The sequence below is a fragment of the Dehalococcoidia bacterium genome (assembly GCA_041649635.1).
GTDB lineage: Bacteria > Chloroflexota > Dehalococcoidia > E44-bin15 > E44-bin15 > JAYEHL01.
Map to the genome: position 1 here is coordinate 12,999 of JBAZMV010000009.1, position 21,645 is coordinate 34,643.

16 protein-coding genes and 1 riboswitch are annotated in these 21,645 nt (G+C 53.4%); of the genes, 10 read left to right on the plus strand and 6 right to left on the minus strand.

Translation table 11 applies throughout. From position 1 onward, the window contains the following. Nucleotides 1–33: 33 nt before the first annotated feature. Genes yidD through rpmH form a run of 3 tightly spaced genes read right to left on the minus strand, consistent with a single transcriptional unit; the run spans nucleotide 34 to nucleotide 752 of the window. Nucleotides 34–243, minus strand: a complete 210-nt coding sequence (gene yidD / locus WC562_09820; GenBank protein ID MFA5056445.1) for a membrane protein insertion efficiency factor YidD — start codon at nucleotides 241–243, stop codon at nucleotides 34–36. Continuing rightward, nucleotides 240–587: a ribonuclease P protein component gene (rnpA, locus tag WC562_09825; protein MFA5056446.1), complete on the minus strand. Its 348-nt coding sequence runs from the start codon at nucleotides 585–587 to the stop codon at nucleotides 240–242. Before rnpA ends, yidD begins: the two co-directional genes overlap by 4 nt. A gap of 24 nt (nucleotides 588–611) precedes the next feature. Continuing rightward, a complete protein-coding gene (gene rpmH / locus WC562_09830) occupies nucleotides 612–752 on the minus strand; it encodes a 50S ribosomal protein L34 (protein ID MFA5056447.1) in 141 nt (46 codons plus the stop codon). 148 nt (nucleotides 753–900) lie between these two features. On the opposite strand from rpmH, the gene WC562_09835 reads away from it, so the two are divergent. Further along, a complete protein-coding gene (locus tag WC562_09835) occupies nucleotides 901–1,617 on the plus strand; it encodes a 50S ribosomal protein L25 (GenBank protein ID MFA5056448.1) in 717 nt (238 codons plus the stop codon). Nucleotides 1,618–1,781: 164 nt separating this feature from the next. Next, nucleotides 1,782–2,213, plus strand: a complete 432-nt coding sequence (gene dut, locus WC562_09840) for a dUTP diphosphatase (GenBank protein ID MFA5056449.1) — start codon at nucleotides 1,782–1,784, stop codon at nucleotides 2,211–2,213. Between the two features lie 27 nt (nucleotides 2,214–2,240). On the opposite strand, the gene fmt is transcribed toward dut, so the two are convergent. Beyond that, a complete protein-coding gene (gene fmt, locus WC562_09845) occupies nucleotides 2,241–3,170 on the minus strand; it encodes a methionyl-tRNA formyltransferase (protein MFA5056450.1) in 930 nt (309 codons plus the stop codon). Nucleotides 3,171–3,451: 281 nt separating this feature from the next. Here fmt and dnaA point away from each other — a divergent pair, with 281 nt between their 5' ends. The 5 genes from dnaA (at nucleotide 3,452) to WC562_09870 (ending at nucleotide 8,637) form a co-directional block, all read left to right on the plus strand. Continuing rightward, nucleotides 3,452–4,819 carry a chromosomal replication initiator protein DnaA gene (gene dnaA, locus WC562_09850; protein MFA5056451.1) on the plus strand — a complete coding sequence of 456 codons (1,368 nt, stop codon included), beginning with the start codon at nucleotides 3,452–3,454 and terminating at the stop codon, nucleotides 4,817–4,819. Nucleotides 4,820–5,134: 315 nt separating this feature from the next. After that, nucleotides 5,135–6,388, plus strand: coding sequence for a GTPase ObgE (obgE, locus tag WC562_09855; GenBank protein MFA5056452.1), 1,254 nt, complete (start codon nucleotides 5,135–5,137; stop codon nucleotides 6,386–6,388). A 57-nt stretch (nucleotides 6,389–6,445) separates the two neighbouring features. Then, complete coding sequence (gene nadD, locus WC562_09860; GenBank protein ID MFA5056453.1) at nucleotides 6,446–7,054, plus strand: nicotinate-nucleotide adenylyltransferase; 609 nt, start codon at nucleotides 6,446–6,448, stop codon at nucleotides 7,052–7,054. After that, complete coding sequence (gene pyrE / locus WC562_09865; protein ID MFA5056454.1) at nucleotides 7,054–7,614, plus strand: orotate phosphoribosyltransferase; 561 nt, start codon at nucleotides 7,054–7,056, stop codon at nucleotides 7,612–7,614. The genes nadD and pyrE overlap by 1 nt, the downstream gene beginning before the upstream one ends. Before the next feature lie 333 nt (nucleotides 7,615–7,947). Next, nucleotides 7,948–8,637, plus strand: coding sequence for a tetratricopeptide repeat protein (locus WC562_09870; protein MFA5056455.1), 690 nt, complete (start codon nucleotides 7,948–7,950; stop codon nucleotides 8,635–8,637). A gap of 147 nt (nucleotides 8,638–8,784) precedes the next feature. Here the strand turns inward: WC562_09870 and gyrB are convergent, their stop codons facing one another. Next, nucleotides 8,785–10,692 (minus strand): DNA topoisomerase (ATP-hydrolyzing) subunit B, encoded by a 1,908-nt coding sequence (gyrB, locus tag WC562_09875; protein ID MFA5056456.1) that lies wholly within the window; start codon nucleotides 10,690–10,692, stop codon nucleotides 8,785–8,787. Nucleotides 10,693–10,945: 253 nt separating this feature from the next. Between gyrB and WC562_09880 the strand changes: the two genes are divergently transcribed. Both WC562_09880 and WC562_09885 read left to right on the plus strand, forming a co-directional pair. After that, nucleotides 10,946–11,854: a hypothetical protein gene (locus tag WC562_09880; protein ID MFA5056457.1), complete on the plus strand. Its 909-nt coding sequence runs from the start codon at nucleotides 10,946–10,948 to the stop codon at nucleotides 11,852–11,854. A gap of 124 nt (nucleotides 11,855–11,978) precedes the next feature. Continuing rightward, complete coding sequence (locus WC562_09885; GenBank protein MFA5056458.1) at nucleotides 11,979–12,806, plus strand: nitroreductase family protein; 828 nt, start codon at nucleotides 11,979–11,981, stop codon at nucleotides 12,804–12,806. Nucleotides 12,807–12,845: 39 nt separating this feature from the next. Here WC562_09885 and WC562_09890 read toward each other — a convergent pair whose 3' ends face one another. After that, a complete protein-coding gene (locus WC562_09890; GenBank protein MFA5056459.1) occupies nucleotides 12,846–14,159 on the minus strand; it encodes a clostripain-related cysteine peptidase in 1,314 nt (437 codons plus the stop codon). A 64-nt stretch (nucleotides 14,160–14,223) separates the two neighbouring features. Next, nucleotides 14,224–14,308, minus strand: a riboswitch (cyclic di-GMP riboswitch). A 248-nt stretch (nucleotides 14,309–14,556) separates the two neighbouring features. Between WC562_09890 and WC562_09895 the strand changes: the two genes are divergently transcribed. Beyond that, nucleotides 14,557–21,639, plus strand: coding sequence for a PAS domain S-box protein (locus WC562_09895; protein MFA5056460.1), 7,083 nt, complete (start codon nucleotides 14,557–14,559; stop codon nucleotides 21,637–21,639). Nucleotides 21,640–21,645: the final 6 nt, after the last annotated feature.

Sequence of the window (21,645 nt, forward strand, 5' to 3'; positions counted from 1 at the left end):
ACTTTCAATCTGCGAGCGCGGATATTCTTTAAATTAGCGTACCGGATCATAACCGCCCTCATTAAACGGATGACATCTGGCAAGACGTTTCGCCCCGGCCCAGACGCCGCGAACGATGCCGTAGCGCTCGATCGATTCAAAAGTGTATTGAGAACAGGTCGGAACAAAACGACAGCTATGAGGTCTTACCTGAGATATAGTCTGTTGATAAAAGGATATTAATCCTAATAAATACTTTTTCACTCCGCTCTCTCATCCTCACCCAGCAGCCTCGCCCGGGCAAACAAATCTCGTGCGGCCTTCTCCAGTGTATGATAATCTGTTTCCACGGCGGCTTTCCGCGCGACCAGCACTATATCCCAACCCTCTCTCACCGCGATACTTGATACCATCGCCCTCAACCGCCGTTTAGCTTTGTTGCGCACTACCGCGCTCCCCAGCCTGCGCCCCGCCACAATACCATACCGGTTCACACCAGCGCTATTGGGCACAGCCCTTAGCACTACGAAGTTATTGGCCCAAGACCTGCCTTCGGTAAATACTGTGTCAAACTCCTTCTTACCTTTAAGCCGCGCTGCTTTTTTCATCACGCGACCATCGCAACTTTATAGTTACGATGGAGTCAGTCTCCAGCGTCCCTTAAGCCGCCGCCTCCGCAGCACCAGTCGCCCGCCCTTGGTGCTCATACGCTCAAGAAAACCATGAACCCGTTTTCTGGATGTTTTTTTCGGTTGCCAAGTACGTTTAGGCATAAAGTGATTATACTTTACCCAGATTCGAGTGTCAACGAGCGCAGATATGGTCGCCGCCGTTTTCGCTCAATCGATGGGTTCAAACCAACTGGACTACAAAATCGGAGTATAGTATAATTGCCTTTGCGTCATTTGGAGGGGGTAAAAAGTGAAACAGGATGAACTCAAGGCAAATACCAGGGTCGTCACAGGGAAAAAGGTGAAAGCCCTTCGGCGCGAGGGGGTTATACCGATAAACCTGTACGGTCCTAAGATGGAATCGATATCGCTTCAGGCCGAGACCGACGTGTTGAGGCGTTTGATCAACAAATCCGGCCGCAACGCATTGATCTCTCTCAAGATCGAGGGAGACAAGAAAGCCAAGCAGGTAATTCTGCGCGATGTGCAGCGCGACGCATTGAACGGCAAGTTGCTGCATGTAGACCTTTTCCAGGTCGATATGAGCCACAAGCTCCGTGTCGACGTTCCTATTCAGTTCGTCGGCGAATCGGCGGCGGCCAAGAGCAAGCGCGGCATGTTTATAGAAAACATGTCCTCCTTACACATCGAAGCCCTTCCCGCCGATATCCCGCAGCATATTGAGGTCGACATCTCGGTGCTGGTAGAGATGGGCCAGGCGATTCACGTGCGCGATCTGAAACTGGACAGCAAGCTTTTAGTGCTTAACGAGCCCGAGCAGGTCATCGCCAAGGTCATGGAAGCCAAGATCGAGGTTGAGCCTGTGGCGGCGGCTGTTCCCGAGGAGGGTGAAGCGGCTGAGGGCGCAGAGGCGGCTGAGGGGGAGGCCAAGAAAGAGGGTGCTGCCGAGCCGGCCAAGGCCGAGGCCAAAGGAAAGGCAAAACCCGAGGCTGAGAAGAAAAAATAGCTTCTGCCTGATTGTTAACAAAAGAGGGCTTCAATCTCTGAAGCCCTCTTTCTTTATTTTTATCGACCTGGTCGACGATGAGTCGTCGGCACGATACCCAAGCCTTGCCTGCCGGGAAGCAACCTGAGATAATAAGTCGAACCTATACAAGGCCGAATCGACATATGGAATTGAAAGTCAAAAAGTTGCGTCCGGATGCTCAGCTTCCACGACGGGCCACCCCTTTATCGACCGGGCTGGACCTGTTCGCATGCACCGGTGTCGACGATGCCGTAAGGCTCGATTCGACTCCCAAGATGATCGGGACAGGCATCGCCGTCGAGTTCCCGCCCGGGTACGATATCCAGATTCGCCCCCGCTCCGGCCTGTCTTCAAAAGGCGTGGGCGTAACGCTCGGCACAATCGACAGTGATTACAGGGGCGAGGTCATGGTAACAATGTATATGATGACACCCGGCGCCGGATTCGAGATCAGACACGGTGACCGAATAGCGCAGATGGTTATCCACAAACTGGCCGATGTCGATATCATTGAAGCGACGGGGCTCTCGCCAACGGAGCGGGGCGTCGGGGGTCACGGCTCAACGGGGCGATAATTATCGACATGCCGTCGACCTGTGCTCTTAACTCGGCAGTACGGAGCCGACAAAGCCGCGATGGCCGCGGACGAACTCCTCCACGCTCATCTCCCTCTTCCCCTCGACCTGAACCCTCGCCAGCTTCAGAATCCCGTCGCCCGCCTGCACGCCGAACCCACCATCGCCCAGGTCGAGAACCCGCCCGGGCATATCGACTCGACCGTCCTGCGGCGATGCTTCAAGTATCCTGATGCCCCTGCCGCTCCATGAGGTGAAAGCTACAGGCCACGGATAGTAAGCGCGCACCCTGCGCCACAGATCGACTGCGGAAAGATTCCAGTCGACCTCTCCGTCGCTTTTACTTATGGCCTTAGTATACGTCGCTTCTTCGTCCCTCTGCGGCCGCGGCGTTACGGCCCGGCCAAACCAGTCGGGCAACATCTCCATCAGCAGGTCGGCGGACACCTGCGCCAGCTTATTCGTAAGCGACCCCGTCGTATCGGACGGGTAAATCGGAAACTCGCGCTGCGCCAGTATGGGACCGCTGTCGACCTTCCTCTCGATGAGCATGATGGTGGTGCCGGTAACGTCGTCGCCGGCAAGTATCGCCGCAGGTATCGGGGTGGGACCGCGGTAGCGCGGCAGCAGCGAAGGATGAAGGTTAATACAGTTGTATGGTGGAATATCCAGGACCGACTGAGGAAGTATCACGCCAAATGAAGCGACAATTATGACGTCCGGCTTAAGTTTCGCCAGCGCCGCCGTGTCCTCCGCATCTTTGAAGTTCTCGACCTGGCGCACGTTCAGGCCCATTCTCTCCGCCGCGCGTTTGACCGGCGACACGGTTGTAGCCCGCCCGCGGCCCGACGGCTTATCCATCCTTGTATATACGGCGATCACATCGTGCTCGCTGCCGGCAAGCCGCGCCAGCGCAGGCACGGCAAAATCAGGGACGCCCATAAATACTACGCGCATGATTTAAGAGATTGTAACACCAATATGGGTACAAGGCAAAATCGGCAGAAAAATTGCTGAATAAATTAGTAAAAATTCCAGCGCAACCCTCTTGACCGAAGACGCGGATTCTGTTATCTTAACACCTGCCCCCTGTAACACTATAAAATAAGCAACTTTAAATCTTTTATATTTATCGGGGATTTTTCGTCCCTCGCGGGGTTCATTTTATCCCGGTCTTTATACTCTGATTTATAAGTTAATGGTTCAAACAGGAACCCGAAGGTAAGGAGTTTTTATACATGCCTGTTAACGAATCCGCTAAGGAAATCTGGGAGGCAGCGTTAGGGGACCTACAGCTACAAACCAATCAAACTAACTATAATACGTGGCTTCGGGACACCTCCGGAATAAGTTACGAAGACGACACCTTCACTATAGGCGTCTCTTCTCCCTTTACTGCGGAGTACTTGGAGCAGCGACTGGCGTCTATTATTCAGAAGACGCTGACCCGTATAACAGGCAAGGAGCTTGAATTAGCGTTTCAGATACAGCAGCAAGAGGCTTCTGTCAAATCCAAGAGCGGCAAGGCAAGCAAAGCATCCGGCAACGGGAACTATCGCAAACCCAGCTATAACGGTTTCAATCCCAAATATACTTTTGATTCATTCATCGTGGGCAGCTGCAACCGCCTGGCCGAGGCGGCGGCTCGAGCTGTGGCGGAGAAACCGGGATACACTTACAACCCGCTATTTATCTATGGAGGCGTGGGCTTAGGCAAAACCCACCTCCTTCATGCTATCGGCCATGCCGTAACCAAAAACAAACTCAACGCTCTGCTAGTCAGCACCGAACAGTTCACCAATGAGTTCATCAAAGCGATTCGGGAAGGAAAGACCGAGGACTTCCGGCAGAAGTACCGCAGCGTCGACGTCCTGTTAATCGATGATATTCACTTTATAGGCGGCAAAGAGCAGACACAGGAAGGCTTTTTCCATACGTTCAACGACCTTCACAACGGCAGCCGCCAGATCGTCCTCACCAGCGACCGCCCGCCAAAGGCCATCAACCTCCTTGAGGACAGGCTGCGTTCCCGTTTCGAATGGGGATTAACCACCGACATACAGCCCCCGGACCTTGAGACGCGCGTGGCCATCCTGCAGGCCAAGGCGGAAGAAGATAAGGTTGATATACCTCAGGACGTACTACACTTCATGGCCCGCAGGATATCCAAAAGCATACGCGAGTTGGAAGGATCGTTAAACCGTGTTGCCGCCCTGGCAAGAGCGAAGGATAAGAAGATAACCATGGATCTGGCATCGGAGGCACTGGACGAATCTATGGATGCCGCGCCCCGCCGCAAGCCGTCCATACCTACCGTTCTCGCTACCGTTGCCCGGTATTTCGATATCCCCCCCGACGCGCTGACCGGGCAGAAACGCGATAAGATCACGGCAAAGGCGCGGCACATATCCGTATACCTTCTAAGGGAGGATGCGGCGTGCTCTTACAGCCAGATCGGTAAGGCCCTGGGCGACCGCGACCACTCATCCATAATCAGGGGCTACAACAGAATCGAGGGTGAGATCGAAGGCAACGCCGCTCTGCGCCGCGAGGTTTTAGACATCCGCGACCGTATATATCAAAGAGGCCGCGCCAGCGACGTCTAAAATATTATATTTCAGCCAAAATTGTGCATAACCCTTCTAATTCGGTGCGTAACTCCTCTATAGTGTGCAGAAGTGTTCGGTTTTTATGTTAATGTCCTGCTTCCAGAAACAGTGCTTTACTGGAAAAACTTTTTCGGGTCAATGTCATTAAATCAACACATCGCCTGCACAAAACATGCACCTTCATATGTCAAGAATCATAGTTTGAAACAGGCACTTGCACACTTAACCACCATGTTATATGTTATTGTTTATATATATCAGTGATTTATAGAATCTGAAAAATAATCTCCTAATAATAAAGTTGAGGGCGTTTTGATCGACAGAGTTGAAATAGTGACAAAAGCCGGCGACGGCGGTGACGGGATGATCAGTTTTAGAAGGGAAAAGTATATTCCTTATGGCGGGCCGGATGGCGGTGACGGAGGAAACGGCGGGAGTGTGATAATCAAAGCAGACAGAAATTCGAATACTCTGCTAAGCTACCGCCGCGGCAGGAAGAAATTCGCCGCGGGAGAAGGTTTAAACGGAGCCTCAAAAAAGAAGCACGGTAGGGATGGAGAGGACCTGATCCTGCCGGTTCCTCTAGGAACGATTATATATAAGCGTGGAGCGAAGGAACCTGTTGCGGACCTGACAACGGACGGTCAGTGCTTCTTGGCTGCGAAAGGCGGTCGCGGAGGAAAAGGAAATGTACATTTCGCCTCATCGACTAATCAGGCGCCGCGTATAGCACAGAGGGGCGACAAAGGCGAAGAGGTCTCGCTTGTGCTGGAACTAAGGCTCTTGGGTGACGTAGGGATCATCGGCCATCCGAGCGTCGGCAAGTCTACCCTGCTGGCCACCGCTTCAGCGGCGCGGCCCAAGATTGCGGCGTACCCATTCACGACGACGGAACCCGTCCTGGGTGTTGCGTCGGTCGACGACAGGACGTTCGTCCTTGTTGAAATCCCGGGCCTTATTGAGGGAGCGCACCGCGGCGCAGGACTTGGACTGGATTTTCTACGACACGCCGAACGCACCAGGGTGCTGATACATCTAATCGACGGGAACACCGCCGACCCGAAGATTGATATGGATAAAGTGAATGAGGAGCTGGCCCTTTTCAGCGCCGGCCTGTCGGCGAAACCTCAAATCATAGCCGTTAACAAGATCGACATCCCGGAGGTTAGGGAACGCGTACCGTCATTAAAGAGAAAGCTGAAACACACCGGATTGCCCGTTCATTTTATATCCGCGGCGACGGGAGAGGGCGTCGATAAGTTGATGGCTGCTGCCTGTAATATGCTTGATGTTGCTGCCCCGGTCGCGCCGAAAGAGGAATTAAGGGTTCTCCGCCCACAGGCACAGAGGGAAAGGGTGAAAGTGTCTCGCGACGGCGATGTGTACGTTGTATCGTATCAAAAGGCTGAGAAGCTCATTGAGAGGATGGACGTTAGCAGTTGGGAGGCGCGGGCTTATATATGGTCTCAGTTATCAAGCATGGGTGTCGTCGCCGCCTTGAAAAAGGCCGGGGCAGAACCCGGGGCCGTCGTTCGATTTGGTAAAATCGAGCTGGCGTGGGATTGATTACCTTTCGTATGTATGCCGTCGATTGAGATGTGTGTAAAAAGGGGCGCCTCGATAGTGAAGATCGGAGTGTTGGGCGGGACGTTCGATCCGATTCATAACGGCCACCTGGGTATCGCCGAGGCGGCGTGCCGGCAGCTTGGTCTTGAGCGGGTGATGTTTGTCCCGGCGCGCTCTCCATGGCTGAAGGGGGATCGCGCTATCACCCCGCCGCGGCATCGCGTCGAGATGATAAAGCTGGCCGCCGCGTTCGATCCCCGATATGAGGTCTCGCGCGTCGACCTGGAGCGGGAGGGGCCGTCCTATACCGTCGATACCCTGTCGGACCTGAGGAGTGAACTTGGAGCGGATGCCGATTTTTACTTCATCCTGGGCATGGATGCGCTGAAGGGGTTGGAGGGCTGGCGGCAGCCCGGCCGCATCGTTGAAATGTGCCATCTGGTTGTGGCTAGGCGGCCGGGCGTGGCCATGATCGATCTAAAGGCGCTGGAGGCGAGCCTGCCCGGCATATCGAAAAAGGTCATCGTTATCGACAATGAGTTGTATAATATAAATTCAACCGAGATCAGGCGGCTCGTAGCCGCCGGGCGTTCGATAGTCGGCCTGACGCCGGATGCGGTGGCGCGATATATTCAGGAGAACGGCTTGTATGTTGAGGAGGGTTGATGGCTCCGGATTATAAGGAAAGATTACTGGATTATACGAGGGAACACGCGGTTCTGCGCGGCGACTTTACGTTAGCGTCGGGGGCAAAGGCAAAGTTCTTTTTCGATATGAAGATGGTGACCCTTTCGCCCGAGGGGGCGTACCTGGCCGGCAAGGTCATATTCGATATGCTGAAGGGCGTAGATGTGGCGGCCGTAGGCGGCCTGACGCTTGGCGCTGATCCGATCGTGACGGCGGTGTCGGTCGTCAGCTATATCGAGGGCAGGCCGATGCCGGCATTTATCGAGAGAGGGGCGGTCAAGGACCACGGAACTATGAAGACGATCGAGGGGTACGTGCCGGGCAAAGGCTTGCCGGTTGCGATCGTGGAGGACGTGATAACAAAGGGGGGCGCGACGCTGAAGGCCGTCGAGATTGCCGAGGCCGCCGGGTGCAGAGTAACCAAGGTTATAGCTCTACTGGATAGGCACGCAGGCGGCAGCGACGAGGTGCGGCGGCGCGGTTACGACTTCACAGCGGTCCTGCACGCGGATGCCGATGGGGGCATAAGCCTTGGGTAGAATCGTTGCATTGACCTGAGAGGTACTTTTCAAGCGGGGGAACGTCGATGGGGTGGGGAGGGGTTTCTAAAAACGCGAAAGCCGCTATAATATCTGATATCGAACAAGAAAATTATACTTAGCGGAGTCAGAATATGTGCCCTTCGGAGAATGAGATTTTCGACAGCATGTTGAGCGGTGCTGTGGAGATGGCAGAGGAGGAGAAGTGGTATCAGACCGCGTGGAAGGTTGTTCTGGGGATTTTGCTTTATATCCCCCGGCGAATCTATGATTTATTGGTTAGGCCTGTCAAACGCAGGTGTGCGAGGTAGATAAGAAGGGTTTGGGGAAATTATGAACTGGTTCAGAACCCATCTGGAGGGGACGTTGTGGCTTGTATGGCTCGGGGGCGGCGCGCTCCTTGCCGGTATTATAGTTGCCGTTTTAAAGCTGGAGACCGTCGGGGGAACCCTGAGTATTATGGGGTGGTGGCTGATCATACTCTCCAGCGTCGGTTATCTCGCCACACTGATAAATAGGTGTAACTGGGTACTGGAGGAGAAAGCCCAGGATAGAAGTATAATGTGGGCGTTCCTTATAGGCATTATCGGCGGCATTGTCCCTATAGTCGTGGCGCTCTTCGGCAGGAATAACACTATCATCAAACCGGCCGGCAAGGCTGAAAACGCTAACGATTTTGAGGTCAGGAGGCTAGTGGAGAGAGAGAAGGGGCAGTCGCTGACCATAGGCCACAGCTCTGAACGGGCGCTGCGGTTGGCGCGTGAGCATTTCGATCGGGCGCTTGAGCACGAGAGCATGGGCGCAAGACAAGAGGCGATGGCGGAGTATAATAAAGCCCTGGAATTCGACAGCCGCTACGCCATGGCATATTACAATCGGGGATTGCTTCTAATGCGCTCCGGTAAGAAGACGAGGGCCCGGGCGGATTTTCAAAAGGTCATATCTCTCTCCGAGGGATTGGAGCTTGCGGATATGGCCACGCGCTCTCTACAGGAAATGGACGCTTATGATCTCGGGGGCTGAGACCTTCGATTTCTTTGCAGACCTCATTTTCCTTGGCGAATCGCAACCTGTAAACCATTGAATTAACGGTAAAATCAGCGCGGTTCAAATTAGCGGCGCAAGAAAGCATGTAATTAAGATTAGCGGACGGGGCGTTCCTGTCGGATTTTAAACATCCAGGTTCTTGACATTGGCTGCGTGGGCCTGGATGAAGGCCTTGCGCGGCTGGACTTCCTCGCCCATGAGCGTCTCGAAGATCTTATCCGCCTCCACCGCGTCCTGGACGCTTACCTGTAGGAGGGTGCGCGTCTCGGGGTTCATCGTGGTCTCCCAGAGCTGCTCGGAACTCATTTCCCCCAGCCCTTTGAATCGCTGGACCGAACCCTTTCCTTTTCCCTTCTTGATTATTTCTTCCATATGCTTGTCGTTATAGGCCCAGAGCTTCTCTTTGCCCATGGAGATTCGGTAGAGCGGCGGCTGGGCGATATAAAGATGGCCGTGATGGATAAGCTCGGCCATGTGGCGGAAGAAGAAGGTCAGCAGCAGGGTGCGGATATGGGCGCCGTCCACGTCCGCGTCGGTCATGATTATGACGCGATTATACCGCAGTTTTGCGAGGTCGATCTGGTCGTCGAGGCCGGCACCCAGGGCGGTGATGATGGTGCGAATTTCCTCATGATTGAGCATCTTCTCGGGAGAAGCCTTTTCTACGTTCAGGATTTTGCCTTTTAATGGCAGTATCGCCTGGAAGCGGCGATCGCGTCCCTGTTTGGCGGAGCCTCCGGCCGATTCGCCCTCGACAAGGTAAATCTCGCACTCGTCGGGGTTCTTGTCCGAGCAGTCGGCCAGCTTACCGGGGAGGTTGCCCAGGTCCATGGCGTTCTTGCGCAGCACCAGGTCGCGCGCTTTGCGCGCGGCGTCCCGGGCGCGGGCCGAGGTCATACATTTGTCTACGATGCGCTTGGCGTCTGCCGGGTGTTCGTTAAGGTATAGGGCCAGCTCGTCGGACACCACGGTCTCGACATGTCCCTTCACCTCCGGGTTGCCCAGCTTGGCCTTGGTCTGTCCCTCGAACTGGGGCTCTGATATTTTTACACTGACGATGGCGACGAGGCCCTCGCGGGTGTCGTCGCCGATAAGGTTGGCGTCGTCTTCTTTAAGGAGCTTGAGGCTGCGGGCGGTATCGTTGATGACGCGGGTCAGGGCTGCGCGAAAGCCGGTGATGTGGCTTCCGCCGTCCTCCGTGTTTATGCAATTGGCGAAGGCCAGCACGTGCTCCGCGAAGCCCTCGTTGTATTGGAGCGATACCTCAACGTCGGTGCCGCCTACCTGCTTGGACATATATATTGGCTCGTGCAGCACCTTGCGGTCCTTGTTCAAGTACTTGGCGAAACTGGCGATGCCGCCTTCGAAGAGAAAAGCCACCTCGTCGTCGGTGCGCTTGTCTTCGAAATGTATCTCCACGCCTTTGGTCAGGTAACACATCTCGCGAAAGCGCAGAACCAGCAGGTTGTGATCCCAATTGATCTCGCCGAATATCTTCTCGTCGGCGAGGAACGTGGTTGTGGTTCCGGTGCCCTCGCAATCGCCTACTACCGTGACCGGCGTCTGGGCCAGGCCGCGCTTATATTCCTGACGATAGAGTTTTCCGTTGCGCCTGACCTCCACGCTGCACTCCGAGGAGAGGGCGTTTACCACCGACGCGCCGACGCCGTGAAGGCCGCCCGAGACCTTGTAGCTGCGTCCGCCGAATTTACCTCCGGCATGCAGCGTGGTCATAACGGCCTCGAGGGCGGAAGCCCCGGTCGCATGATGCTCTTCAACCGGTATGCCGCGACCGTTGTCGCTGACTGTGACGCTATTATCCTTGGATATAACTACGTCGATTTTATTACAGAAGCCGGCCAGCGCCTCGTCGATGCTGTTGTATACTATTTCGTACATCAGGTGGTGCAGGCCAGCGGGGCCGGTGCTTCCGATGTACATGCCGGGGCGGCGCCTCACCGCTTCTATGCCGCTGAGAACCTCTATATCATCAGCGGTATATTCGCCGCTTGCGATCGAATTAAGCTTCATATTAAGTTGTTTGTTTTCTTCGGTGACCACAAGACCTCATTAAAAAGAAAGCTTCGCCCGTTTCTTAGTAGCCGGATCGAAGCTGTTTGCTAACACTTTCAGACATTGAAATATTATAACACAAATGAACGTGCAAGTGAAGTGCTTCCACAATAGGCTGGCACCGCTTATTCATACGTATGTGTTGCGATGCGTTGAAATAATATTGACTTGTGTTATAATCTCACCTGTAATTTCTTTTTGGAGGACGGCGATGGCTACGCAGAAAGATGTTAAGCAGAGTAAAGAAGGGTTGCTCAAGGCGATATACGCGGCGGGCTATCTTCTTGAAAATGAAGTAGGCAGGGAGCTTGAGCACGCCGGTTACCAGGTCCAATTCAACCTTAATTGCGACGGCGTGGACGGCGGAGTAGCGCGCGACATCGATATTGTAGCCACGGACGCGATGTCTGCCGGATGGCCGGCGCATTCCCCCACCTGGTACTACACTCAGGTTGTGGCCGCCTGCCGTGCCTCCGTACAACCCATGGCCTTCTTTGTGCGCAAAACATCGCCTAATACAGATTCCCTGTCCCCGTCGGCGATTCCGACCCTGGGAGCGGCTTTTGACTGGCCGTCTAAACAGCTGCTGGAAGAGCACCCGGAGGCTATACAGAGCCGCATCTATAATTTCTTCATGAAGAACGACCATCGCCTGACTACGCCTCATATATCCAATCAGTTTTGTGTTCTGAAGCCCCGCGGTACCGACAATACTTGGGAGGCCAGCCAGGGCGAAGCGTATAATGAGGTTCTGCTGCCTCTCGTCAATGCGATAAGCTACCTGAAGAGGGTTGGGCTTGAACATAAAATCACGCCGGAGACCCTAGATTCGGCTGTGTTCCACCCCGTGATTATACTGAGGGATAAGCTGTATTCCTGCTATCTGAGCTCCGGCCAGCCCGATATAAGAGAGACCGACCATGTAGTGTTCAAAAGGGAGTATATATCCAAGAACTTCTGCGGGAATATCCTGATAGATGTGATTACACGGCAGTATGTTCCGGAGTACATCGGTTTGATAAAAGTTGAGACTCACAGGCTGAGGAAGTTCCTTGAGGAGAACTTCGACGATCTGGAAAAGCATGTTGCCGCACTCAAATCCAAGAGTGCCAACATATAGGGAGAAAGGCGCCTTTAAGATTAAGCCCCGCGCGAGTGCCTGCGGGGCTTTTAATTTTGGGCTCTTCTAGGCATAGAGCGCTGTAAGGCGCTAAATACTGGAATATTGAAGGCGGGTAAGGTTTATGGAATTATTTAGCATCGATAAGGATAGGTGCGATCTCTGCGGTTTATGCGTTGCGGACTGTCCCGGTTTCGTTGTGTCGATGGGCGGGGGTGGCGGCTTCCCATCGCTGGCGCAGGAAGGGGAGGATCGTTGTATCAAGTGCGGCCATTGTGTCGCTGTCTGTCCCAAAGGGGCGTTTAATCACCGGTTGATGAGCGCCGGGCAGTGTGCTGAAATCGACAGGGCGCTCTTGCCGTCTCCCCGGTCGGTTGAACACTTCCTCAAATCGCGCCGCTCCATTCGAACGTATAAGGACGAGCCGCTGGACAGAAAGACACTGGAAAAGCTGCTTGATATCGCCAGTTACGCGCCGTCCGGGCACAATGCTCAGCCGGTAAACTGGATTGTGGTCAGCGGCAGGGATAAACTGAAGTCGCTCGGGGACATGGTCGCCGAATGGATGAGGTCGGCGGCTAAGGAAAATCCGGCGCTGGACAGCACGATGAAGTTGAGCATGGTGGCTGATTCCTGGGCTGTCGGCGTCGATATCATTATGCGCGGCGCGCCGCATATCGCTGTTGCGCATGCGCCGAGGATCTACGGGCCGGTGGGACAAGAGGGCTGCCTCATAGCCTTATCTTATCTGGAGTTGGCGGCCTATTCCCTGGGCGCGGGGGCCTGCTGGGCAGGGTATTTTGAGATGGCCGCCGTCAACTATCAGTCGTTGCGTCAGGCCCTGAATATCCCCGAGGGAAACAGGCCGTACGGGGCTATGATGCTAGGGCGGCCGGAATACAAATATAGCCGTATTCCCTTGCGCAAAGAACCCGACGTTCAGTGGAAATAGCTTCGGCCGGGGCAAGCCGATCTGCGGATTATTATTTGGCTATTCGCCGATGAGATTCTGGCAGAAGTCATACAAGTCAACGTGCTCTTTGGCGTAGTATTGCTGGGTTTCCGCCCTTGCCGCGGTGATCCAATCATCGCCGGCGTACGTGAAGTAACCGTGAAGAAATTCATCCCATGCGGTGTCATTTGCCAGCGTGACTTCGGCGGCGCTGTATGCCTGGTTAAATTCGTCTCGGGTTTTGGGGAAATATATCGCGAGGCCGTGGGAGCCGGGCCATCTCGCTCCGTGGCTTTCGCAGATAACGGCTTCTTCGATCGTGTTCATAAGCGCGCCGGCATATTCTTCAATCGCCTCTGAGTCCGTCCCAGCATATACCACCAGGGATTGAGACAGATCCTTCAGTCTGTCGACTACGGGGTCAATCTTGGATAGGTCCACGGCAGCCATTGTGTAGCCCGTCGGCGCGTGAGAGGCGTGATAGCTATCGACTATAATCGTCGCGAGTTGGGCGGACCCCGTCTCAGGCATTTCAGCCAGTTGTGCCAAGATCGCGTCGTACGGCCAACCCGAGGAAGGCTCCGCGTGCTCGGACGCCACCATAACCGATGCGTATTCGCGGAGTTCATAAGCCACCTCCGTCATTCCCATGAGGCAGGCATCGAATCCTATTACGTCCAAGGGGCGGCCCACGAACTTACGTATGTCGTCGAATGCGCTCCGTATCTCGAGAAGATTCACGTTGTCGTTTCCCGAGGTTTCATCCCAGCAGCAGCCCTCCCACCCCTTGCCGTGGCTGGAGGTGATCAGCGCGTATTTATCGGCCGGGTAGTTCGATGCGGACCATCTCACAAAATCGACCAGGGTGGACGGGTCGCCCATATTAACCTCGCCGATATTCATCAACTCGTTGCCGCCGGCGGGAGTGAGTCCTTCGGTAATAAAGAAACGCCGACAGTCGGTCCAGTCATCGTAAGAGGCATCATATCCGGGGGCGCGATCGAATTGCACGACGATATTGATGTCTTCGTTCGAGCCTACACTTGCCATCTCGATAAAGTCACTTATCGCTTGCGCTTCCAGGACGCTGTCGTCGGCGTCTATGTATACCATGAAGGTCCATGCGACTTCGGCTTCGGGGATGTTGTTTGTCGCATATTGGATGTTTGACGCATCTTCCTGTGTTGAAGCAGTAGCAAGAGCGGATTGTGCCATAGCTATGTTAGCGGGGGAGCGGCCCGGGTCTGCAGGATTAACGTACAATATTACGAAAGCCGATGCTATTATGCATACTGCCAGCACAAATATTGATGCGTATATATTGTTTGCGCGTCCCTGGCCCCTGGCTTTCATGTAAGAGTCTCCGTTTAACAAAAATGCCTTCGGGCAAAGCATCCAAAGGCATTCATTGCTGGATTTCGGCAACCCGGCGGTCGTAGCTTTTCAGCTTTAGACCCGTAGCTTTGCGTCGCCGCCTTTCGGCGGTTTTGCCCGTTCGTTCACTGTTGATTTGTTGTTAAGGGACTTAATCTTATTACAAATGCGATTGTATAACAGGAATAGAAGTTTGTCAAGTAAAATAATATAATAAAAACAAAATAACGACAAACGCTGATAATATAATATTGAACTGCCTTTGGGATTCAAATATTTATACTTATCATAATTGACATTAGATGTGAGAAATAAGTAAAGTGTAATGCACACAGGGATCCGAGGTTTACAGACAGCGGTGCTTATGGGGGATCTTATGAAAGACATTTACAAGACTAAAAAGCAGCTTATCCAAGAGCTGGAAGACGCGCGGCGCATGCTTTCGCACAAAGCGAACGCAGGGAGGAAAGAGAGCGTCGCTGAGAAAGAAGCGGATCAGCACGGAGGTGCTGCCGAGACAAGACGCGGCGAAGAGACCCTGCTTCTAATCAGGAAGGCGATTGAAAATACAACCGATGCGATAGGACTGTCGGATTCCCAAGGGCGCCATATATATCAAAATGAAGCTTTTACCAATCTGTTTGAATATACTGCCGAGGAACTGGAAGCGGCCGGAGGCGGGCAGGCCGCTTTTGCGGTCGAAAGTATAGCTCGTGATGTTTTCGGGGCGATTATGAGCGGCAGGTCGTGGAGTGGGGAGGTGGAAGCGAAGGCTAAGAGCGGGCGCATATTCGACATGTTCCTGCGCGCCGATGCTATTAAGGATGATGCGGGGAAGATAATAGGACTGGTGGGGATTTTTACGGACATCACGGAAAGAAAGCGCATCGAATATCAATTGAAAAGGAAGCATGATGAGTTGCAATTGATTCTGGATTCCATTCCAGCTTATGTGTTTTATAAAGATAAAGACGGGAAGATGCTCAATATAAATAAAGCTGCGACGGCGCTGGCCTATGTGCCCAGGGAAAAGTTACTGAATAAAACCGTATTTGATCTGGTGCCCGAGGCGGCGGATAGATATAACAGGGATGACATGGAGGTAATTACGTCCGGCCAGCCCAAGACGAACATAGAGGAACCCCTCAAGTTGCCGGATGGAGTTAGGTGGCTCAAAACAGACAAATTGCCTATAAAAGACGACGAGGGCAACACGATCGGACTTCTGGGATTTTCCGTGGATATTACAGGGCGTAAAGCGGCGGAAGAGGCTTTGAGGGAGAGCGAAACCAAGTACCGCTACCTCGCCGAGAAGATGACGGATATCGTCTGGATGCTGGATATGGATTTAAACACGACTTACGTAAGTCCGTCAATCACAAGGATTCTTGGTTACACGCTGGAGGAGCGACTGGTCCAACCGGTGAAAGATCAGCTAACCCCCGAATCATATAAACGCGTCGTTAAGACTCTGGCCGTCGAGCTTGAGCGGGACGGCAGAGAGGGTGTGGATCCGGACAGAAGCGTGATGATTGAAGTCGAGTACTATCGAAAAGACGGATCGACGGTATGGATGGAAAATGTGGTCAGTGCTATACGTGATGAAACAGGGAAACCGGTGATGTTGCACGGGGTTTCAAGGAATATCGCGAAACGCAAGAAAGCGGAAGGCGCTTTGCAGGAGAGCGAGCATAAGCTGCGATGGATGTTTGAATCGATAAAAGAGGGCATCTTCATCGTCGGGGCGGACGGCAGGGTGCTCGAAGTTAACGCAGGCGTTGAGAAGATAACAGGTCACAGCCGGGAGCAGCTCCTGGGGCAGAGCGGGCTTGATTATATATTCCCCGGTTTCAAGGGCGATGCGATGGGTATGCTGGAGAAAGTGATCGCGCGCGGGGGCACGCGTAGGGAAATAATCGTTCCGATGAAGACCGCTGCCGGCAAAGATATAGAGGTGGAAGCGACATCCTCAACCCTGCGTGACAGCTCAGGGAATCCTGTGGGGTTGATAGGGATCTTTCGAGACGTCTCGGAGCGCAGGCGTATGGAGAACGCCCTGAGGGATTCGGAAGAGAAATTGCGTCTTACGTTCGCCTCTATGGCCGACGGGATAGTGGTAACCAATATCGAGGGCAAGATAACAGATATCAATGAAGCGCAATTGCGGATGTTCGGGTTTAAGGAGAAGAGCGAACTCATAGACAAAGGAGGCTTTGATTTCCTGGCGGAGAGGGAACGCGGCAGGGCCATAGCCGATATGTTTAAAGTGTACGAAGAGGGTTTTAACACCGGTTCCATATATACGGTTGTCGACCGGAATGGACGGGAGTTTGAATGCGAACTCAGCACCGCTTTGCTCCGCGATGCCGACGGTAAGCCTGCCGGAACCGTTACCGTGATGCGGGACGTGACCGAGCGCAGGCGCATGGAGCAGACGCTCAGGGAAAGCGAGGAGCGCTACCGCCTGCTGGCGGAGAATGCAACGGATGCTATATGGACCATTGACATGAATCTCAAGTACACTTTCATCAGCCCGGCAATACTCAGAATCCTCAAGGGTTACACAATTGAAGAACTGACACAAATGTCGATACAGGATATGCTTGTTCCCGAATCTTTTTCATCGGCTGTCAGGTTGATTGAGGAAGAGCTGGCCCGTGAGGGAGCGAAAGGGATTGATCCCAATAGGGTGCGGGCTGTGGAGCTTGAACTTGTGAATAAGGATGGATCTACCGTGTGGTCTGAGATACAGGCCAGCTTTATGCGTGATTCTGAGGGGAATGTAATTGGGGTGCAGGGCTCTACGCGCGATATCACGGAGCGCAGAAAAGCCGAGCAGCTCATCAGGGAAAGCGAGGAGCGCTACCGATTGCTGGCCGAGAACGTTTCTGATGTCATCTGGACTATGGATTTAAATCTCAACTTTACTTATATAAGTCCTTCTATCCAGAGCATGAGGGGCTATACCGCTGAAGAAGCCCTCAAGATGCCTCTTGAGGAGACAGTGACGGCTGATTCAATGAGAACCGTTATGCAGGTCCTTAAGGAAGAGTTTGAAATCGATCATACCGAACAGTATACGTCGCGTACTATAGAAGTAGAATTGAAATGCAAGAACGGCTCAACGGTCTGGACGGAGATGAAGCTCTCGTGGCTGCATGATTCGAGTGGTAATCGTATAGGAATCATGGGTGTTACGCGCGACATAACGGAGCGCAGGAAGGTGGAGAAAGCTCTGCGCGAGACCAGCGAGAAGCTGCGCGTGGTATTTGACTCGATCGGAGAAGCCATTACTGTCGTCGACATGAATGGAGATATTGTTGACGCCAATAGAGAGGCTATACGCCTGAACGGGTTTAACAGCAAGGAAGAAATCATCGGAAGGAAGTCTTCGGAACTGGTGGCCGCTGTAGATCGCGAAAGAGCGGTTAGTGATGCCGTTAAATCGTTAAAAGCACCAAATCTATCTGGAAGGAATGAGTATAAGCTTGTCGATACAACAGGGAGGGAATTCGACGGCGAATTCAATGTGGCCGTTATGAGGGATGATAGGGGGAATCCAACCGGCTTCATAGGCATAGCGCGCGATATCTCCGAACGCAAGCGAATGGAGGAGGCGCTGCTGCGCATCAACAAGGCGGTGGAGAGCTCAAGCGACGCTATCGCTATATCGGATTCGCAAGGACATCACTTCTACCACAACAGGGCATTCACCGAACTATTTGGATTCACGCCGGAGGAGCTGGAGGACGCAGGCGGGGGGCCCGCCGCTTATGCCAGCGAGGATGTCGCCCATGAGGTGTTCAACAGGATTATGAGCGGCGGTTCCTGGAGCGGAGAGGTGGAGATGAGGGCAAAGGGCGGGCGCGTGTTAACCGTCCTGCTGCGTGCGGATGCTATTAAAGACGAAGCCGGAAAGCTTATCGGACTTATCGGCGTACATACGGACATCACCGAGCGCAAGAAGGCAGAGGCGGAGATTATCGTCCTTTCCAATGCCTTCAAGGCTGCATTGGACGCTATTCTTATATTCGATATGCAGGGCAATGTAGTTGATGCGAACGATGCGGCGCATAGGCTTTTTGAACGAGATGATGTTGGCGTACACGCATTGGAGGCTATTGTGCCTGAGGATAAGGAGAGGGTTGCTTTTGCGCTGCAGGAATTGATGACGAGCGGGCAACCGAGCGTAGCCCAGTTCACTATAGTTACCAAGAGCGGACACAGAGTGCCTATCGAGGCCTCCGGGAACATGATTCTGGACGCCGGCGGCAGGCCGGTAGGCATAGTGGTTGTGGAAAGGGACCTCACAGAGCGCAAGAAGGCGGAGGCGGCGCTAAAGAAGAGCGAGGAGTATTTTAAGGCGATAACCGAGAACTCATCGGATATTATCGTCATTACGGACAAGGACGGAACTATCAAGTACTGCAGCCGTTCCGTCGAGCGCTATACCGGCTACAGGCCTGAGGAAATGGTCGGCAGCAGCTCCTTCAATTTTATTCATCCGGATGATGTTCAGCAAGCTGGGTCCGCTTTTGGCGAGGCGGTGTTAACAAAAGAGGTTGCTATACCTAATGAATTCCGCATAGTGCATAAAGACGGGTCGGTGCGCGTTTTTGGCGGGTTGGGAAAGAGCCTTTTTGATAATCCGGCAGTTAACGGTTTTATCATGAATATTCACGATGTAACGGAGAGCAGATGGGCGGAGGCGGCGCTGCGCAACTCGGAGGAAAAGCTTCGCGTGACTTTCGATTCAATGATGGACAGCGTAGTGGTCAGCGATCCCAACATGAATATAGTCGATGTGAATAAAGCGGCGCTTGAGATCCTCGGCATCAAAACAAAGGAGGAACTGATAGGGCGCAATGCGGCGGAAATCATCAGATTTAAGGATCAGGAAACGGCGTTAGCCAACTTTTCAAGGATGCTAATGGAGCGGCATCCTCAGGTAAGGGTGGAGTATGGCATAGAGCTCCCGGACGGCAGGGGCATGGATGTAGAGGTAAGCACGGCCATGATTCATGATATCGCAGGCAACGTGGTCGGCTTTGTTAACGTTATCAGGGATGTTTCCGAGAGGAAGCAGTGGGATGATGCTTTAAAGCAGAGCGAGGAGAAATACAGGAATCTTGTTGAGAGGGAGAAAGACGTTATTGTTTCCGTGGACACGCTGGGATTTGTGAAAACCGTTAATTCGGCGGTTAATTCCTGGGGCTACACCGTTGACGAAGTGCTTAAGATGAACTTTCTGGAATTAGTCGCTCCGGAGTGGCGCGATGTGACTGCTAATGAACTGCAGACGCGACTTCTTGAGTCCGGGGAATATATCGGGGAGACGATGGTTGTCAGGAAAAACGGCGAGGAAAGGCCCATCGAGTATACCGCCGTCGTTATACAGAAAGAAGGAGAGTATGCCGGCGCCCAGGCCATCGTTCGTGATATCTCCGAACGCAAGAGGGCTGAGGAGGCGCTGGAGGCCAAGGAGAGGTACTTCAGGGCCATCACGGATCTATCTTCGGGAGCGGCTCTGGTGGTTAATCAGGAGGGGGTAATAGTCGATGTCACCGGCGGATTGGAACGTATCTCCGGACATACACGGGAAGGTACCGTCGGGCGTTCGGCGGTTGAGTTCATACACCCCGAAGATTTGAAAAATGCCGGGGAAGCCTTCGATGAATGCTTGCGCAATCCCGGCAAGACGGTCACATTCGAGGCGCGCCTCAAGAACGCGAGGGGCGAGTGGCAATGGACGGAGTGTATGATCACCAATCTCTTCGACCATCCCGATGTGCGGGGCATCGTTAATCATCTGGTGGATATCACCGAGCGAAAGAACGCGGAGGAGGAGATTAGATACAACGCTAGAAGGATCGAGGCTTTATACGGTATCGCACAGATCATAAACCAGTCTTCGAGTTTGGAAACAATGCTGAGGGAAGCCCTTTCGAAGGTGTGTGACGTAATGGGAACCGAGGCCGGTATCATCTTCATGCTGGACCTGGAAGAGAATGCCTTAAAACTTAGAGCGTGCAAAGGAGTACCCAAGGACTTAATGCAGCAATTCTCAACATTAGCACTGACCGAGGAGGGGCTTGATAGAATGATGCAGCTTGAAGGGGCTGTTACTTCAATAGATGAAACCTACATTGTAGCCGATGTCGAAAAATCTCAAAAATTGACCGCGGAGATAGGAAGGAAGGCTATAGCTGCCACCCCGTTATTCAAGGGCGGTGATATGCAGGGATTGTTGGTAGTCTTCAGTACAGAAGAGAGAACGTTCGTTGACGAGGAGCTGGAGCTGTTTAAAGCAATAGCCGGCGAGATATCCCTCGGTATCAATAACATTATGCTCATTGAGCAGACAAGGGAGATATCGGTTACGGACGACTTGACAGGCCTGTATAACCGCCGCTATTTCTTTGAGATGCTGGATGTGGAGATGAACAGGGCGGGGAGGACGAACCGTCCGTTCTCCGTGGTTATGATAGATCTGGATGGTTTTAAGGAATATAACGATAAGTACGGGCATTCCAATGGGGATATGGTCCTGGAGAAATTTGCGCAGACACTCAAATCATCGATAAGAAAGAGCGACCTGGCATTTCGTTATGGGGGCGATGAGTTTGCCTTGGTCCTGTCCGGGGCGGGTGCGGAAAGGTCCAAAACGATAGTGCAGAGGATGAGGGCCAGGTGGCAGAAAGTGCCTTTGGGACAAACCGGATCCTTAGGGGTGCATGTGGGCTTCAGCAGCGGGATCGCCGAGTATCCCGCGAACGCCGAGTCGCCAGACGGCCTTGTATTCCTGGCGGACGCTGCCCTGTATCAAGCGAAAAGGAAGGGCTATGAGGACAAGCTCGTATCCGAACTGAGGACGCTATCGGCAAACATAATAGATGTGGCTACGCAGGATCAAGTTTATGCGTTGGCGGCCACAGTTGACGCCAGAGATCCTTACACGTACGGCCACTCTCAGAGGGTCGCGGATACGGCGGCGCGCATAGGTAAAGCTATCGGACTGTCCGCGGAAGACCTGGATAAGCTGCACGCCGCGGCCTTGCTGCACGACATCGGCAAGGTCGGCGTGCCCGACTCGATCCTTACCAAGGCGGGCAAGCCTACTCTAGAGGAATGGGATGTGATAAAGAAGCACTGCGCCGAGGGCGCGAGGATACTGGGCTATGTGAAAGAACTCTCAACGCTGGTGCCTATAGTTCTGCATCATCATGAATGGTACGACGGCTCGGGCTATCCGTCCGGCTTAAGCGGCCTTGAGATACCGCCTGGCGCCAGGATAACCAGCGTGGCCGACGCCTATGATACCATGGTGACAAAGCGCCCCTATAGAGAAGCTATGTCACCCGAGGCTGCGTGTGAGGAGCTGAAGCGGTGCGCCGGAAGCCAGTTCGATCCGGTTATCGTAGACGTCTGGTGCAAGCTGGTTGAGGAGGAAGAAAAATAAAGTCGA